This window comes from Limnobacter sp. SAORIC-580, assembly GCF_013004065.1.
Lineage (GTDB): Bacteria > Pseudomonadota > Gammaproteobacteria > Burkholderiales > Burkholderiaceae_B > Limnobacter > Limnobacter profundi.
The window spans coordinates 1,243,865-1,261,152 of sequence record NZ_CP053084.1; the positions used below are offsets into that span (position 1 = coordinate 1,243,865).

16 protein-coding genes are annotated in these 17,288 nt (G+C 51.3%); 10 read left to right on the plus strand and 6 right to left on the minus strand.

All coding sequences use genetic code 11. The annotated features are described in order from the left end of the window. The first annotated feature begins 24 nt into the window (after nucleotides 1-24). From HKT17_RS05735 to HKT17_RS05755, 5 genes are all read left to right on the plus strand, one after another. Nucleotides 25-1,824 (plus strand): MFS transporter, encoded by a 1,800-nt coding sequence (locus HKT17_RS05735; RefSeq protein WP_171098536.1) that lies wholly within the window; start codon nucleotides 25-27, stop codon nucleotides 1,822-1,824. 199 nt (nucleotides 1,825-2,023) lie between these two features. Further along, nucleotides 2,024-3,988: a PrkA family serine protein kinase gene (locus HKT17_RS05740; RefSeq protein ID WP_105029842.1), complete on the plus strand. Its 1,965-nt coding sequence runs from the start codon at nucleotides 2,024-2,026 to the stop codon at nucleotides 3,986-3,988. Between the two features lie 27 nt (nucleotides 3,989-4,015). Then, nucleotides 4,016-5,272 carry a YeaH/YhbH family protein gene (locus tag HKT17_RS05745; protein ID WP_105028760.1) on the plus strand — a complete coding sequence of 419 codons (1,257 nt, stop codon included), beginning with the start codon at nucleotides 4,016-4,018 and terminating at the stop codon, nucleotides 5,270-5,272. Nucleotides 5,273-5,283: 11 nt separating this feature from the next. After that, nucleotides 5,284-6,750 (plus strand): SpoVR family protein, encoded by a 1,467-nt coding sequence (locus tag HKT17_RS05750; protein ID WP_171098538.1) that lies wholly within the window; start codon nucleotides 5,284-5,286, stop codon nucleotides 6,748-6,750. Further along, nucleotides 6,740-7,717 (plus strand): aminotransferase class I/II-fold pyridoxal phosphate-dependent enzyme, encoded by a 978-nt coding sequence (locus HKT17_RS05755; protein ID WP_171098540.1) that lies wholly within the window; start codon nucleotides 6,740-6,742, stop codon nucleotides 7,715-7,717. The genes HKT17_RS05750 and HKT17_RS05755 overlap by 11 nt, the downstream gene beginning before the upstream one ends. Here HKT17_RS05755 and HKT17_RS05760 read toward each other — a convergent pair. The 5 genes from HKT17_RS05760 to HKT17_RS15680 form a co-directional block, all read right to left on the minus strand. Continuing rightward, nucleotides 7,714-8,181, minus strand: a complete 468-nt coding sequence (locus tag HKT17_RS05760; RefSeq protein ID WP_171098542.1) for an RDD family protein — start codon at nucleotides 8,179-8,181, stop codon at nucleotides 7,714-7,716. The genes HKT17_RS05755 and HKT17_RS05760 overlap by 4 nt on opposite strands. A gap of 44 nt (nucleotides 8,182-8,225) precedes the next feature. Next, the gene (locus HKT17_RS05765) at nucleotides 8,226-8,648 is read right to left on the minus strand and encodes a DUF3106 domain-containing protein (protein WP_105028764.1); all 423 of its coding nucleotides are present in this window, start codon (nucleotides 8,646-8,648) and stop codon (nucleotides 8,226-8,228) included. Nucleotides 8,649-8,667: 19 nt separating this feature from the next. Then, entirely contained in the window at nucleotides 8,668-9,156 is a 489-nt protein-coding gene (locus HKT17_RS05770) for a DUF3619 family protein (protein ID WP_171098543.1), read from the minus strand. Further along, complete coding sequence (locus HKT17_RS05775) at nucleotides 9,153-9,713, minus strand: RNA polymerase sigma factor (protein WP_171098545.1); 561 nt, start codon at nucleotides 9,711-9,713, stop codon at nucleotides 9,153-9,155. Before HKT17_RS05775 ends, HKT17_RS05770 begins: the two co-directional genes overlap by 4 nt. Before the next feature lie 218 nt (nucleotides 9,714-9,931). After that, nucleotides 9,932-10,063, minus strand: a complete 132-nt coding sequence (locus HKT17_RS15680; protein ID WP_008251157.1) for a hypothetical protein — start codon at nucleotides 10,061-10,063, stop codon at nucleotides 9,932-9,934. A gap of 40 nt (nucleotides 10,064-10,103) precedes the next feature. Here HKT17_RS15680 and HKT17_RS05780 point away from each other — a divergent pair, with 40 nt between their 5' ends. The 3 genes from HKT17_RS05780 to ilvC all read left to right on the plus strand — a co-directional run bounded on the left by HKT17_RS05780 (nucleotide 10,104) and on the right by ilvC (nucleotide 13,424). Further along, on the plus strand, nucleotides 10,104-11,816 hold the full coding sequence (locus HKT17_RS05780) for an acetolactate synthase 3 catalytic subunit (RefSeq protein WP_105028766.1): 1,713 nt from the start codon (nucleotides 10,104-10,106) through the stop codon (nucleotides 11,814-11,816). A 16-nt stretch (nucleotides 11,817-11,832) separates the two neighbouring features. After that, complete coding sequence (gene ilvN / locus HKT17_RS05785; RefSeq protein WP_105029844.1) at nucleotides 11,833-12,324, plus strand: acetolactate synthase small subunit; 492 nt, start codon at nucleotides 11,833-11,835, stop codon at nucleotides 12,322-12,324. 83 nt (nucleotides 12,325-12,407) lie between these two features. Further along, nucleotides 12,408-13,424: a ketol-acid reductoisomerase gene (gene ilvC / locus HKT17_RS05790; protein ID WP_105028767.1), complete on the plus strand. Its 1,017-nt coding sequence runs from the start codon at nucleotides 12,408-12,410 to the stop codon at nucleotides 13,422-13,424. A gap of 66 nt (nucleotides 13,425-13,490) precedes the next feature. Here the strand turns inward: ilvC and HKT17_RS05795 are convergent, their stop codons facing one another. Then, nucleotides 13,491-15,377 carry an inositol phosphate phosphatase SopB gene (locus tag HKT17_RS05795; RefSeq protein ID WP_171098547.1) on the minus strand — a complete coding sequence of 629 codons (1,887 nt, stop codon included), beginning with the start codon at nucleotides 15,375-15,377 and terminating at the stop codon, nucleotides 13,491-13,493. Between the two features lie 411 nt (nucleotides 15,378-15,788). Between HKT17_RS05795 and HKT17_RS05800 the strand changes: the two genes are divergently transcribed. Beyond that, entirely contained in the window at nucleotides 15,789-16,433 is a 645-nt protein-coding gene (locus HKT17_RS05800; protein ID WP_008251163.1) for a phosphatidylserine decarboxylase, read from the plus strand. A 2-nt stretch (nucleotides 16,434-16,435) separates the two neighbouring features. Further along, the gene (gene pssA / locus HKT17_RS05805) at nucleotides 16,436-17,254 is read left to right on the plus strand and encodes a CDP-diacylglycerol--serine O-phosphatidyltransferase (RefSeq protein WP_105028769.1); all 819 of its coding nucleotides are present in this window, start codon (nucleotides 16,436-16,438) and stop codon (nucleotides 17,252-17,254) included. Nucleotides 17,255-17,288 lie beyond the last annotated feature (34 nt).

Consider the following 17,288-nt stretch of genomic DNA (forward strand, 5'->3'; position numbering starts at 1 on the left):
AATTTTTTGCGCTATGCTGAATGCATGGCAATTGAATTGATTCGTGACAATCGTTTTGGTGCATTCTTCTGGACGCAGTTTCTCGGCGCGTTCAACGACAACCTTTTGAAATTTGCGGTTACGCTTGCAGTCACCTACAACGATGCGCTTCGCGGCAGCTTTTCCCCTGGTTTGCTCATCAATCTGATTGCGGCACTGTTCATCCTCCCCTTCGTTATTTTCTCCGCCACCAGCGGGCAACTTGCCGACAAATTCGACAAAACCAAAGTGATGCGATTGGCCAAGTGGCTTGAGCCCCCAATTGTATTGATCACCGCCGCTGGCTTTTTGTTGAATTCCGTTGAACTGCTCATACTTGGCGTATTTTTGCTGGGCACGCAATCCGCATTTTTTGGCCCTGCAAAATATGCCTATTTGCCTGAACAACTCAAGTCGAGCGAGCTGGTCATGGGCAATGCCTTGGTCGAGTCTGCAACCTTCATGGCCATTTTGCTGGGCACAATTGCCGCCGGTAGTTTGATGAGTCAGGAGGCCGGTGATGTCGCAGTCTACATCGTGTGCGGGTTTGGTTTTCTGGTGGCCCTGTTGGGCGTATACCAAGCGCAGCGCATGCCTTTGACGCCATCGCATTCACCTGATTTGAAGGTGAATTGGAACTTGTTCACGGAAACGTGGCGCAATGTCAGTTTCGCAACCAATTTGCCCAAAGTATGGCCCGCCTTGTTGGGAATTTCCTGGCTGTGGTTTGTGGGGGCAACCTATTTAACCCAGTTCCCGCTCTTGTCGAAAACCCTGCTCAATGCCAGCCCGGGTGTGGCCACTGTTCTGCTTTTCGCGTTTACCGTTGGGTTGGGTATTGGCGCATTTTTGTGCGAAAAATGGTCGCGCAAACGCATCGAAATGGGTTTGGTATTGTGGGGCTTGGTCGTGATGATTCTGGCCGGGGTATTGCTGCATGGTGTTTTGGTGGCCTATCAAACCAATCCGGATCAACAAACCGTGGTCGAATTTTTTAGCCAACTGAACAACCTGGCCGTGCTCGGACTTTTTGTACTGATTAGTGTTGGCGTGGGTTTGTACAGCGTTCCCCTGTACGCCACCATGCAAGCTTTTGCGCCCAAGGAAAGCCGCTCGCGGGTGGTGTCGGCCAACAACATCATCAATTCTTTTTTCATGGTGGTTTCCGCCGGGTTCGCTATCGCTATTTTGCTGGCCATGAAAGGCGAGGTGCTCTGGGTGTTCACAGCAGTCACTGCCATCAATGTGGTGGTTTTGGGCCTGTGGTTGTTCAAGCAGCCTTATGTGGCGCTGCGTGCCCAACTGCTGTTGAAGGTGCCAGGCAAACAGTTGCCACGTATTGAAAACATGGATCATCTGGGCGATTCGGGTGGCAACCTAATTGTGTTCCCAACTTTGCTTCATGAGAATTATTTGCAGCGTATGGCGGGTTTGCCCATCGAAATGACAGTGGTGCTTTCCGGGCGTTTAAAACAATCCAGGTTTGTGAATCGTTTGCGCAAACACGGCTTCGTACTCGAGTTCAGCAAACTCTCTGAAATTGATACTCAAAAGGAATTAATCAAGGCGATCGCGTCACATATTCAACAGGGCAGGTCGATCGCCATCGACAAACCCATGTTTGAACTGCTGCGCAAACAGTACCGCCTTGATGACATGCCCGGCGTGTTGGCCAAAAAGGGCGTGGTCATGAATGTGCTGGAGTTTATGGAAGAGCAGGTACAACAAAAAGTTCAAAAAAGTGCAATTTCTCAAACAGTCTGGCGTCTAAACAAAAGAGAGGCTCTAACCGCTTCAGGGGTTTGATACCCCACTAGATAGGGAGATAGTGGTAACAGCAAAGTTAACTAGAAAGTGTTGCAAGCACCAAAACAGCACAAAAATGTAAACAAACAAGCTGGCCTGTTTTTTGCAACTTTTTCGAGAGATGAAAGTGAATGCTTTGGGCGCGAAATAGGTTCACGGCCGAAGCAAAAGGCAAAGAAGCGTTGTGCAGGAGGACATCATGAACACAGAGCTTGAACCGCGTGATTTGAATTCCAGCGATTCTGACATTTTCGGTCAGTTTCAGTCTCGTTTTGCAGCTTTGCAGCAAACCGAGATGAGCCTCGAAGAATACCTCGACCTGTGCAAAGCCGACCCCCTCACATACGCCAGCGCGGCTGAGCGCATGCTTCATGCCATTGGCGAACCCGAAGTCATCAACACCCGGCACGATCCCCGTTTGTCTCGTATTTTCGCCAACCGGGTGGTGCGCCGTTATCCGTCGTTCAAAGAGTTCTACGGCATGGAGGAGGTGATTGAAAACATCGTCGCCTATTTCCGCCATGCCGCCCAGGGTCTTGAAGAGCGCAAGCAGGTGCTTTACCTGCTGGGCCCTGTGGGCAGTGCCAAGTCTTCACTGGCCGAACGTTTGAAAGCCTTGATGGAGCAGCAACCCATTTACGCCTTGAAAGGCTCGCCAATTAACGAATCCCCATTGGGTTTGTTCGACCCGACCCAGTTTGGTGCCTCGCTTGAAGACAAGTACGGCATTCCTCGCCGTTACTTGACCGGCATTGCCAGCCCTTGGGCCACCAAGCGCCTGGCTGAATTTGGCGGTGATCTGCGCAAATTCCGGGTGGTTCGTTTAATGCCTTCCACCTTGAATCAAATTGCGATCGCCAAAACTGAACCTGGCGACGAAAACAATCAGGATATTTCAGCACTGGTGGGCAAGGTCGACATTCGCATGCTGAACCAGTTCAGCCAGGACGATCCCGATGCCTACAGCTTCAGTGGTGGCCTGTGCCTGGCCAACCAGGGTTTGCTTGAATTCGTGGAAATGTTCAAGGCACCTATCAAAATGCTGCACCCCTTGCTTACAGCCACGCAAGAACGCAACTTCAAGGGCACGGAAGGTTTCGGTTCGATTCCTTTTGACGGCATTATTTTGGCCCACAGCAACGAGTCGGAATGGCAACAGTTCCGCAACAACAAAACCAATGAAGCGTTTCTGGACCGGGTATACATCGTAAAGGTGCCCTACTGCCTGCGCGTGTCCGAGGAGGTGAAAATCTACGAGAAGCTGCTCGAGCATTCTTCGCTGAACAAAGCACCATGCGCGCCCGGAACCCTGAACATGATGGCGCAGTTCAGCGTGCTGACGCGCTTGAAAGAACCTGCAAACAGCAATCTGTTCAGCAAAATGCGCGTGTATGACGGTGAAAACCTGAAAGACGTTGACCCGCATGCCAAGCCCATACAGGAGTACCGCGACCAATCCGGGCCCGACGAGGGCATGAACGGTTCTTCCACCCGCTGGGCTTACAAAGTGTTGTCCAAAGTGTTCAACTTCGACCACCATGAAGTGGCAGCCAACCCAGTGCATTTGTTGTACGTGCTTGAGCAACAGGTGATTAAAGACAACTTGCCCGAGGAGCAAACCCGCAAGTACCTTGATTTCATCAAGAGCTACCTCACGCCCAAGTACGCTGAATTCGTGGCCAAGGAAATCCAAACGGCTTACCTGGAAAGCTACAGCGAGTATGGACAAAACCTGTTCGAGCGTTACATACAGTTTGCTGACAAGTGGATTCAGAACGAGGAGTTTCGCGACCCGGCCACTGGGCAAATTTTTGATCGCGACTCACTGAACGACGAATTGGTTCGCATTGAAAAGCCCGCAGGTATCGCCAATCCGAAGGACTTCCGCAATGAGGTTGTCAACTTTGTGTTGCGAGCTCAGGCCAGCAATTCTGGCACCATGCCCGCGTGGACCAGTTACGAGAAATTACGCGAAGTGATTGAGCGCAGCATGTTCTCGAAAACCGAAGATCTGCTGCCTGTCATTTCTTTCGACCACAAAGGCTCGAAAGAAAGCCAGGAAAAGCACGAGAACTTTGTGGATCGCATGGTGGCCAAGGGCTACACCGAAAAACAGGTTCGTTTGTTGGTGGAATGGCATTTGCGCGTGAAAAAGGCGTCCTGATCACGCAAAACGCATAGGGAGTTTGCCATGGGCGATTCAACCATTATTGATCGCAGGCTCAACGGCAAAAACAGAAGCTTGCCAAACCGCGAGCGCTTTATTCGGCGTTACAAAACGCAATTGAAAAAAGCGGTCGCGGATGTGGCTGGTGAGTCGTCAATTTCTGATGTCAGCGGCGATGGGCGCGTGAAAGTGCGAATTCCCACCCGCGAAGTATCCGAGCCGACCTTCATTTTTGGCCAGGGTGGTGATGTAGAGCATGTGGTTCCTGGTAACCGCGATTTCGTACCTGGCGACCGCATTCCACGACCCAGCGGCGGTGGCGAAGGGCAGGGGGGTGGCAAACCAGGCAAAGGCGAGGGAGAGGACGGATTCACCTTTGTGTTGTCGCGCGAAGAGTTCCTGAACCTGTATTTTGACGATCTTGAGTTGCCTGAACTGTTGAAGCGTGAAATTTCCTCGGTAAAGCGCATGAAAAGCCGAAATGCGGGTTACTCCCGCACGGGTGCACCCACCTCGCTTTCCGTGCTTCGGACCATGAAGGCCTCGCTTATGCGTCGCGTCGCGCTCGAGCCCAGGGGCGATGATGAGGACGATGACGAAGACGAGAAAGGCCAGCTTGATCTTCTCGAGGATGTGAAGAAGAAGCCCTATGTGCCTTTTCTTGACGAGGTCGACCTGCGCTATCGCAATCGCGTAACCTACCCCGAGCCCTCCACCAACGCAGTGATTTTCTGCCTGATGGACGTTTCTGCTTCAATGGATGAGGCCAAGAAAGACCTGGCCAAACGGTTTTACACACTGCTTTACCTGTTCCTCACTCGCAAGTACGAGGAAGTGAAGCTGGTTTTCATTCGTCACACCGATGAAGCGGAGGAGGTCAGCGAGGAAGACTTCTTCTATGGCAAAAAAAGTGGTGGCACGGAAATCATGCCCGCTATGGAATTGATGCACCACATCATCGAGACCCGCTATCCAGGCAGCGCTTGGAATGTTTACGTGGCGCAAGCCTCGGATGGCGATGCAACCTCGCGTGATGCGCGGGCCAGCGCGGAGTATCTCTCTTCCAAAATCATGCCGCATGTGCGCTACTACGCTTACGTGGAAACCATGCCCACACCCATGTTCGGCATGGCTCGCGCGTCTGATTTGTGGGAAAGTTTTGAACGGCTGGAAGACAGTTTTGCAGGGCACTTTGCCATGCGCAAGCTGTTCAACCGCCGCGACATTTACCCCGTTTTTCGTGGCTTGTTTGAAAAGAAAGAAGTCGCCTTTGGGCGTTAGGAGTAGCAACAATGGCCCAGCAACTTGACCTGGCCGGCAATGAATGGACATTTGATCTGCTGCGTGACATTGACACGCAGCTTCACGACATTGCAGCCAACAAATACAAACTCGACACCTTCCCCAATCAAATTGAAGTGATCAGTGCCGAGCAAATGCTGGATGCGTATTCCAGCGGTGCCATGCCCGTGATGTATCCACACTGGAGTTACGGCAAATCCTTTTCGGTTAACGAGCATTTGTACGAAACCGGGCAGCAAAACCTTGCCTACGAGGTGGTGATCAATTCCAACCCCTGCATTTCTTACCTCATGGAAGAGAACACCATGACCATGCAGACGCTGGTGATCGCTCACGCCTGTTACGGACACAATTCCTTTTTCAAGGGCAACTACCTGTTTCGGCAGTGGACCCAGGCCGATGCAATCATCGATTACCTGGTGTTCGCCAAGAAGTACGTCATGGAGTGCGAAGAAAAATATGGTATCGATGCAGTTGAAGAAGTGCTTGACGCTGCGCATGCCATACAGCATTTTGGGGTCGATCGTTACAAACGACGTTTTGAATCCGAAGCATCACTGAAAGTGAAGCGCGATGACCTGGCTGAGGAAAAGCGCCGTCAGTACGATGAAATCATGGCCAAGGTGTCGCCAGTCGAGGCGGCTCAAATTGAGCGCCGGCAAGACAACTACCCCCGTGAGCCCGTCGAAAACATTTTGTACTTTGTCGAGAAAGAAGCGCCCAAACTGCGCGACTGGGAACGCGAACTGGTACGCATTGTTCGCAAAATGTCCCAGTACTTTTATCCGCAGGGTCAAACCAAGGTGATGAACGAAGGCTGGGCCAGCTTTTGGCATTACACTTTGCTCAATACCCTGTACGACGAGAAACTTGTGTCCGATGGATTCATGCTCGAATTCCTGACGTCTCACACCAATGTGGTTTTTCAGCCCGATTCGCGCGACGGACGCTTCAGGGCCTTGAACCCCTACGCCCTCGGTTTTGCCATTTTCAGCGATATTCGTCGCATGTGTGAAAAGCCCACAGAAGAGGACAAACGCTGGTTTCCTGAAATTGCGGGTAGCGGCAATTGGTTGAAAGCTGTTGATTTTGCCATGCGCAATTTCAAGGATGAATCATTCATCCGCCAGTTTCTGTCCCCCAAGGTCATTCGAGACTTCCGTTTGTTTGCAATCGCAGATCACAAAACTGAAAGCGAACTGTTTATCGATGCCATTCACAACGACGAGGGTTACAAGCGAATCCGCACCCTGTTGGCAAACCAGTACTCCCGGGAAAGCATGGTGCCCGATATTCAAGTGACTTCCTATGCCCGCATGACAGATCGATCCCTCACGCTTACCCACATGAGCCGTCGTGGAAGGCCACTGAATACGGATGAAGCCGAGAAAACCCTTGCTCAAGTGGAGCGTTTGTGGGGTTTCCCGGTGCACCTGGAAACATCGGATGCGCATTGAAACTCACGTCCGGCAGCAGGCCAAACTAGACCTGTCCGGCTCGGTTGCCCCTTTTGAGTTGAAATTGCCTGACATGCCAGCTTCGGTATGGGCCAGCCCCGACTTGTTGCGCTCTCGTTTCCATCTTGAAGCCGCCCGTTTTTTCGAGTGCGAATCTGTGTTGGCGGTAACCGGCATAGAAAGCGGTATCTCGGCGCTGGCACGTTTGTTTCAAACCTGGTACGGGTCAATGCGGGTGGTGCTGGCCGAGCCCAGCTTTGATCAATGGGACAAACGCTTTCGCCGGGCCAACCATGTTGTACTCGATTGGCCTGTGGATCTTGTGCTTGAAGGGGATATTCCCGAGTGCGATGTGGTGGTGCTGGGGCGCCCGGTCAACCCCACCTGCCAAATGATCAGCATCCAGCAAATCAAGCCCCTGGCACGAAAACTTCGGGAGCAGGGCGGCTGGCTTATTCTTGATGAGGCTTATCTGGACTGGACTGGTGAGGAGTCCTATGCGTCCTTCATCGAAGCCGAGCCGGCCATTGTGCTTCGCTCAGTGGCGCCTTTCTCAGGCTTGGCTGGGGCAAACCTGGCATTTGTGTGCGGCCCCAAGGCTGTGTGTACAGCATTGCTCAACGAGGTGGGTACACAAGCCGTTTCTTCGCCGCAATGGTGGCTGGCATTGCAATATTTTGCAGCTGAGGACTGGAGGGCCCAGCAGCTGATTCGCCTGGATGCGGTGTGTACAAGGCTCGAGTCGGTCTGGCGAGTTCGATTGGGCGAGCACATTCAAATTCACAAAGGCGGTTACTTCATCAGTTTTGCCCATCCTAACAATGAGCAATGGGTTGCCGACCTGGAACATGTGGGAATTCTGGTGCGTGCCTATCCGACGGAAGACAGCATTTTGCGATGCGGTGCACCGAAATCCGAGGCAGATTGGACCCGCCTTGAAAATGCGGTGAAGTCGCTTAGCGATTAGTCGTGACGCATCACTTCTTCAATTCCTCGTTCCCGTGGTTTGGTTGAAACCAGCAGGGTTTTCGCCAGGCGGTCTTGAGGAAACTGCCCGTTTTTGTCAAAAAACGAATAAACGAAGGCAATGCCTGTCAAATTGAAAAACCAGCACAGCACATATCTCAGTATGGCTTGTGCCAGCCCAACATGCTCTCCGTTTTCCTTCACCAGTCGAATGTGCCAGGTTTTCATGGCAAGGGTTTGGCCACCATGGCGCCAAAACCACACAAAATACAGCCCCAGTACGGCGAAAAACCACCACTGGCGTGCCTCTCGAAGGTATAAGGCATGTCTGCTTTGAGTGAGTGTGTCGAAAAAGTAGCCGGCAATGAATAAAACGCCGAAAAGCAGCATGCTTTCATACAACATGCTTGCAAACCGGCGTTTTCTGCTGGGGCTGATAAGCCCGTTGTCGAGTAGTCGTTCCATTTCGCTATTTTATCGCTGGCGCGCTAGCCAAATGGATGCGGGTTTTAATTCAGTGAAGGTTTGTTGCTTTTTCCCTTGAATTCATCGCGCTGTTTCGGATCCAGACTTTGATAGCTGTTCCAGCTTGAATTTCGCTCGCCCTGGCGCTTCTCTTTCAGGGCCTTGTAGTTTTCACGGGCCGCCGCTTTTTCCCGCGGGCTTAGTTCGCTCCAAGTACTCACCCGTTCACGCATGATTGCCTGGCGCTCAGCGGGCTCACTTTCATACTTCCTGCCAACCTTTAACCAGCGTTCCTGTTGGGCATTGGTCATGGAATTCCAGTCATTTTTCAGTGGTGCAAGCAGCTCCTGCTGTTTGGCAGACAGCTCAGACCAGTCCGTTGCAGCCAGCGCATCCGTGCTCTGAACGCAAAGCACCAGAACCAAGCCCAAGGTCATCAATCCGGAATAGAGTCTAGTCATCATCATGCCCCTGAATCCTTAAATGCTAGATCGACGTGGTGAAGTCGGCGGGTAATGAATCCATCCATTGTTCAATTCCGTCTTCCGCTGGAATTGCATTGTTCTTTTGCAACTCAGTGGCGTAATTGATAAAGCCTGGATCCAGATAAGCATCGGGTGGCAGGTCGTCCGACAAAATCGCGGCGTCGAGATCTGCAGTTTCAGAAATGCGGGCGTCGTAGTTCTCCAGACCAAATTGAGCCACCCCGAAAACCGCACCTGCAATGAACAAAGCACTCACCGCCATGGACAAGGCGGGGCGATTGAACCATTCTGAGAACTGTTTGAATAAATCTGCAATCTTGCCAGCATTGGCCTGTCTGGATTTGGCATGCTGCCCATGTTTCTCGGCATGAAGTTGCACCGATTTGGAGATAGCCAGGTTAAGGCGATCTTGAATGTGGGGCGGAACTTGACCTGCCGACTCATCAAGTAGCCTTTTTACTACATTTGCGGTTAGCCGATCTTCATTCATTCCCGAAACCCCTGTTGCCTCAATACCTGTGCCAATGCCTTTGTCGCTCTGGAGCAGTGCGTTTTCACACTGCCCTCAGAACACCCCATGATCTCTGCCGTTTCTGCCAAGTCCATCTCTTCCCAATAACGCAAGATGAATGCCTGGCGTTGACGCTCTGGCAAATTTGCGATGGCTTCTTCGATGGCCGCCATGTTCTGTGATTGTTCAATCTCGTCCTGGGCACTCGCATTCTGGGATTCATCCTGTGCGAGAAGGTTCTCGAGCACATCGTAATCTTCTTCATCTTTCTTCTGAAAGCTTGAAAACAGCGTTGTCCAGGTGTTTCTGACCTTCTGGCGGCGATGATGGTCCAGAATCGTGTTCTGCAAAATGCGGGTAAACAGCATTGGCAGTTCTTCTTTGGGTTTGTCGCCGTATTTGTCAGAAAGCTTCATCATGCTTTCTTGCACCAGGTCCATGGCGCTTTCTTCATTCTTTACGGCAAAAAACGCCTGGCGATAAGCCCGGTGCGACACCTCTTTCAAAAAATCCTCTAATTCTCGCGTGCTGGCCATAAATGTGTGTGTCGAGGTGGTGTCAGAGGGTTTGGGGGTCGAGGCGAGAATGATTCGCAATATTTAACAATACGGCATGATATCAAAGCCACAAGCTTTTTTCTTGACCCACAGCGGGCTTCGCACTAAGATCTCGTTCTACCCTGTTTTTGTCTCTAGTTAATCAGCATACCCTTGTTGTTTTAGCGAAAGACGCGCTAGGGCGCTGAACTTGTAGTTCAGAAGCCCATGGCCAACCTGCCCGACATAATCGGGTTGTGATCGCCAGCGCTTTGCGACATGTCCACACCCACAAGGTTGTTCATTTTCAAAAAGCCTGTGCCCCACGGCAATGCGATCCAGGACGGCATCCGACCAATGTCCCGTGGATTTTGTCAGGATTTTTTAAAAATGGAATATACCGGCGCGGAAATCGTTGTCAAATGTCTGGAAGAAGAAGGCGTCAAGCACGTTTTCGGTTACCCAGGCGGAGCAGTACTCTACATCTACGATGCCATCTTCAAACAAGACGGTTTCGAACACATTCTGGTACGTCATGAACAAGCTGCTGTGCATGCAGCCGATGCCTATTCGCGTTCAAGCGACAAGGTTGGTGTTTGTCTCGTGACCTCAGGCCCAGGCCTGACCAATGCCGTTACAGGCATTGCAACTGCCTACATGGATTCAATTCCCATGGTGATTTTGTCTGGTCAGGTGCCCACGCACGCGATCGGTCAAGATGCATTCCAGGAATGCGATACCGTGGGTATTACACGCCCCTGCGTCAAGCACAACTTCCTTGTAAAGGATGTGAAAGACCTGGCACGCGTCATGAAAGAAGCGTTTTACATTGCCCGTACAGGCCGTCCAGGCCCTGTGCTGGTTGATATCCCCAAAGACATCACCATTCACAAAACCACGTTTGATTACTCCGAGCCGGTCAAAATGCGCTCGTACAACCCGGTGGTCAAGGGTCACCAAGGGCAAATCAAAAAAGCCGTGCAAATGATTCTGGAAGCCGAGCGCCCCATGATCTATTCCGGCGGTGGTGTTATTTTGGGTGATGCCTCTGCTGAACTGACTCGTTTGGTAGAGTGGGTTGGTGCGCCAACGACCAATACCTTGATGGGTTTGGGCGCATTCAAGGCCAGCGACAAAAAGTTTGTAGGTATGCCCGGCATGCACGGCACCTATGAGGCCAACCTGGCCATGCAAAATTGCGACGTACTGATCGCCGTTGGCGCCCGTTTTGACGATCGCGTGATCGGTAATCCCAAAGATTTTGCATCCATTCCACGCAAAATCATTCACATTGATATCGACCCGTCTTCCATTTCCAAGCGCGTGAAAGTGGATGTGCCCATTGTTGGCAACATCAAAGACGTGCTGGTTGATTTGATTCAGTTGCTGGAAGAAAGCGGCAAGCGAGTAGACCAGGGCAAACTGCAAGGCTGGTGGGAACAGGTTGAGAAATGGCGTGGCCGCAAATGCTTGGACTACGCCAAATCCGATGAACTCATCAAACCCCAGTTTGTGGTTGAAAAGTTGTGGGAAGTGACCAACGGCGATGCCTTTGTTACATCCGACGTTGGCCAGCATCAAATGTGGGCTGCCCAGTACTATCGTTTCGACAAACCGCGTCGCTGGATCAACTCCGGTGGTTTGGGCACCATGGGTGTGGGCTTGCCCTACGCCATGGGTGTTCAAATGGCCAACCCCGATGCGCAGGTGGCTTGTATTACAGGTGAAGCATCCATCCAGATGAATATTCAGGAATTGTCCACCTGCTTTCAGTACCATTTCACGCCGAAAATCGTGAACCTGAACAACCGCTATCTGGGCATGGTTCGCCAGTGGCAACAGCTGGATTATGGCTCACGCTATTCTGAAAGCTACATGGATGCACTGCCAGATTTCGTCAAGTTGGTTGAAGCGTATGGCCACATTGGCATGCAAATCACCAAGCCGTCAGATGTAGAACCGGCATTGCGCGAGGCCTTTGGCAAGTACAAAGACCGTTTGGTGTTCATGGACTTCATCACTGACCGCACTGAAAACGTGTGGCCCATGGTCAAGGCTGGCAAGGGCTTGTCCGAAATGCTGCTGGGTTCGGAAGAACTGTAAAAAGGAGATGGCAAATATGAGACACATTATTTCCGTTCTCCTCGAGAACGAACCGGGTGCGTTGTCCCGCGTGGTGGGCTTGTTTTCTGCCCGTGGCTACAACATTGAAACATTGACTGTGGCCCCCACCGAAGACGAAACACTGTCGCGTATGACCATTGTGACAGTGGGATCCGATGACATTATCGAACAGATCACCAAACACCTTAACCGCTTGATTGAAGTGGTGAAAGTGGTTGATCTAAGTGATGGTGCGCATATTGAACGCGAGCTGATGCTGGTAAAATTGCGCGCAGTGGGCAAAGAGCGTGAAGAGCTGAAGCGTACCGCGGATATCTTCCGTGGCCGCATCATTGATGTCACCGAGAAAAGCTACACCATCGAGTTGACCGGTAACAAATCCAAGCTGGATGCCTTCCTGGAATCGATCGATCGCACTGCCATTCTCGAAACTGTCCGCACGGGCAGCTCCGGTATTGGCCGCGGCGAACGCATTCTTCGCGTCTGAACGGTGGGCCCAGCCCAGGCAAACGAATCTGGTAACTGGGCCTTGAAGATGAATTTAAATACCTGAATCAAAAGGAAAATGACATGAAAGTTTATTACGACAAAGACGCGGATCTGTCCCTGATCCAGAAGAAGAAAGTATCCATTATTGGTTACGGTTCACAAGGCCATGCCCACGCGCAAAACCTGCGCGATTCAGGCGTTGAAGTGGTTGTTGGTCTGCGCAAGGGCGGTGCCTCCTGGTCCAAAGCCGAAGGCGCGGGCTTGAAAGTGAAAGAAGTGGCCGACGCCGTAAAAGAAGCGGATGTGGTCATGATTCTGCTGCCTGACGAAAACATTCCCGATGTCTACAACAAAGAAGTAGCCCCCAACATCAAGGCTGGTGCTGCTTTGGCATTTGCCCACGGTTTCAACGTGCATTACAACCAGGTTGTACCACGTGCAGATATCGACGTCATCATGATTGCCCCCAAAGGCCCAGGTCACACAGTACGTTCTGAGTACCTGAAAGGTGGTGGTGTACCCTCACTGATCGCAATTTACCAAGACACAACCGGCAACGCGCATGACATCGCTTTGGCCTATGCTGCAGCGAATGGCGGTACAAAAGGTGGCGTGATCGAGACCAACTTCCGCGAAGAAACAGAAACCGATTTGTTCGGTGAACAAGCCGTGTTGTGCGGCGGTGCGGTTGAGTTGGTAAAAGCTGGTTTCGAAACTTTGGTTGAAGCAGGTTATGCGCCTGAAATGGCTTACTTCGAATGCCTGCACGAGCTGAAGCTGATTGTTGACCTGATGTACGAAGGCGGCATCGCCAACATGAACTATTCCATTTCCAACAACGCGGAATATGGTGAGTATGTAACAGGCCAACGTGTAATCGCAGACCAGGCTCGCGCAGCCATGAAGGAATGTCTGGCCAATATCCAGAACGGTGAATATGCCAAGCGTTTCATTCTGGAAGGCAAAACCAACTATCCAGAAATGACAGCGCGTCGCCGTTTGAACGCACAGCACCCCATTGAAATCGTGGGTGCCCAGCTGCGCGCAATGATGCCTTGGATCAGCAAGAACAAGTTGGTTGATCAGTCCAAGAACTAATCGACCGATTGATTGCTGTGCCAGAAACCCGCGGTGCGAAAGTGTCGCGGGTTTTTTTGTGATTCATCAAGTGCCCACCCATTTCGACAAGCCTTTGATTTCATCAATAGTTTGTGGCGTCACACCCATTAGTTTGTTGTAGTAGGGCAGTTGGGATTTGCTGCCAGCCACACCAGTATTGAGTGCCTGTATTTCACGATCACCACCCGCAAAAAACAGTTTCTGAAAGTTTTCCTGGGCGATTCCCTGGCGCTTTGCATTGATTTCACGCAATAGTCCACCAGTTGCGTTCAAATGCGCATACAAGTCGCGAATTTCAACGTGAAGTTGCCCCGTCCTGTCTTTGCCGCTTTTGCAATTGAAGGCTGGGGTAGCGCCAATTTCATTGCTCAGCGCCAAAAGACGTGTGGGCAATTTGTAAGGTTCATTGCCAACCTCGTGGTGCAAGTCTTTGAGCATAATTTCCCGCACCTGGTTTACCAATTCTTTGATCAGGCTTATTTTTTCAGTCAGTACCTTGCGTTTGCTGATTTGTGCAGGGCTCGCTCCGTCCGTGTTGGCCAGTTCGGCATTCAACTTTCGCAGTTGGTCTCCCGCAAGGCCACCGATTGGTTTGTTTTTTTCAATGGAGCCAATCAGGTGTTTGACTGATTTTTTGTTGATTGAGTCTGCTGTTCGCCAAATACCGATCAATCTCCCCATTTTGCTCAGCGACAAATGATTCACTGGTGTGCAAAAAGTGAAGATACTTGGTTTAACTTTCAGCTCTTTCTCGTGGCCTCGTCCATCGGCAATTCGGATCCGCATTTCTTGCCCATTGGCTCTGGCAAATGCACGCTGTTGCTGCTCAATCATCTCTTTTTCTTTGCCAACGGCAGTCAACAGATTCACTGAAACAATCTTGATTTCAATGGCTTCTTCTGTGTTCATATTGCGGGCGTCCAATTCATTCCGCTTCAAGTGATCCAGCAAGCTTGCGTGAATAAATTCTTTGACGCGTGCATCATTCGCAGCATTTCGCTGATCAGGCATTTTGATGCCATACGCATCATGCACGGCATGCCTTAGCCCGGAGAACACATAGCCAGTGTCAGTGTCTGAAATTGGATATGGTCTGAATTTGGTTCTCCACAAGTTCACTGCATGGCGTGCTTCTTGAATTGCGTAGCTGCAAACCCCGTTGATACCATCCCGTCGATAACTCTCCGTCAGCGCGCTGTCCAGGTTTTTTGCGGGAGTCATGGTTGTCAAAAATTTCAAATTCTTGAATTTGCTTTGCGGCTCAGTAAAACGCAGATCATGCAACACAGAAATGTTGTTCCAGTCTTTCGACTGAAGTACATCGATGTATCGCTCAAAAATCTGTTTGTCCAAGGCATCAATACTCATGTTTTTTGTTCGAAATCCAAGGCTGCGGAACCTTCCGTGGATTACTGAGGCCAAGGCCGTACGTACGTGAACATGTCGGGTCGACTCCGGGATGCCACTGCCCCAAGTGCCCGCGTGAACCAGCGCCGTTTGCTCTCGTTTGAATTGCCGGAAAACATCAGTTATCTTGCTCCGCTTGTGTTTTCCGCCAATGCCTTGCTTGATGCTGGTGTTGTCAAAGCTGATATTCTGCGATTGCTTCTCGCGAAGGGCGCTGGCCGCCCTGTCAATTAGCGAGGAGAATTCTTCAAGCGAAATGTTGGCATCAGGTTTTGAATTTTGTTTGAGTATTTCGTTGACCACTTCAAGCGCGGCTTGGTAGTGAAGTAGTTTGAAACCTATCGCATCGGCAGTGGATACCGATTCGCCGGATGAGCTTCGCTCGAGCTCCTCTATGTAGCTGGTGTCGCTACAGGCGCTAAAATAATCAGCTTCGTTCTCGTTGTTCTCAGTGATTTCATCCTTCTTGTGTGTGTTGCGCACTGCCGCAGGCGCATTTCTCGATTGGGCTGTTAACAATTTCAAACTTTGTGCCATCGATCCGGGAAAGCCCGAAAGCAATAACTTCACCAATTGAACAAGCGGGCTGAAAATGCGAAGCAAAGCGCTTCCAAACACGCCATGGTTTACTTGGTTGACGGTTTGTTCGCTCGGCGAAATCGTGTGGCTTCGGGGTGGTGTGTGGATTGAATTGTGGGGGGGCATACTTGATGAGCAATTTGCGGTTGTGTGGGGGGCTGATGATAGGTGGTTAGGGGCGAACCAAAGTTCAATAGTCAAGATACCTGCCCTGTACCCGAATTTCGAAGGTGGTCTTGTTTGAAGGGGTTGTAGGGGGCTCATTCTGATTCTTATTGGTCAATTCGCACAAAACTTATCGCACTTGGTCGTTTTGGCTTATAAAATCGGGTTCATAACCATTCTCAACAAAGAGCCATGAACTATCCACATCCCATCATTGCCCGCGAGGGTTGGCCTTTCCTGGCAATCGTCGCAATCCTGGCGCTTGCACTCCAGTCGTTTGGCCTCACATTCCTGTCGGTCCTTGCCTGGATTCTGTTCATTTTTGTATTGCAGTTTTTCCGTGATCCCCCCCGTTACATTCCTGCCCAGAAGAACGCGGTAGTGTCACCAGCCGACGGGCGCATCGTGGCCGTAGAGCGTGTGGAAGACCCTTATGCCCAGCGTGAAGCCCTGAAGATTTCCGTATTCATGAATGTGTTCAATGTGCACTCCAATCGAATTCCGATCGGCGGTGAGATCAAATCAGTGGATTATTTCCCTGGATTGTTTGTGAATGCAGATCTGGACAAGGCCAGCACCCAAAACGAGCGCAATGCCATTGTTATTCACACTGAAAGCGGGGCAACAGTCACTGCTGTGCAGGTGGCTGGTTTGATCGCCCGCCGAATTCTCTGTTACGTCAAACCAAGCGAGACCGTGGAAAAGGGACAGCGCTATGGTTTCATTCGCTTCGGTTCCCGCGTGGATGTGTATTTGCCCACCGATTCCGTACCCAAAGTCGCCATCGGTGACAAGGTATCTGCGTCCTCAACAGTGTTGGCCGAGTTGGTGTCCTGATCATGCGATTCAAGCGCAATAAAAACCGGTTTGGTGCTCCAAGGGCTTTTTCGAGTGGTGCGGCCCGTCCGGCTGGAAAACCCCACAAGGGCGTGTATTTGCTACCGAACCTGTTTACTACAGCGGCCTTGTTTTGCGGTTTTTATGGCATTGTGATGGCCATGAGTCAGCAGTTCACCACTGCTGCAGTGGCCATTTTTGCCGCCTTGGTGCTCGACAGCCTGGATGGTCGTGTTGCCCGAATGACCAATACCCAGAGCGCATTCGGTGCCGAGTACGACAGTTTGGCTGACATGGTGTCCTTTGGCGCGGCACCCGCGCTCATTATTTACGAATGGTCACTCAGCGGAATGGGCAAACTGGGCTGGGTTGCCGCTTTCGTTTACCTGGCTGGTGCAGCTTTGCGCCTGGCAAGATTCAATACCAATGCAGCCGTGGTGGACAAAGCCTGGTTTCAGGGCTTGCCCAGCCCTGCTGCAGCCGCTTTGGTGACCGGGTTTGTGTGGGTGATGGACGACGCCAAAATGGCTGGAGCCGAGCTGGATTGGCTGGCTTGGGGTATTACCTTCTACGCCGGGATCACTATGGTGTCCAATGTTCCGTTCTTCAGCGGCAAAGATTTCCATTTCCGCCGCAGTGTTCCCTTCCTTGTGCTCGCCTTGATCCCCTTGGTATTTGCTTTGGTTTCTCAAGATCCCCCCAAGGTGTTGTTCGGCGTTTTTGTACTGTATGGGCTTTCCGGTTATGTGGTGTATGTGGTGCGGAAAGTAAAAGGGCAGGGGCTCAAGGGGCTGGACATCGAAAGGGACGAACATTTTTAAGTCGGGTTCCCTGCAATACCGCTGCCAGCCTGCA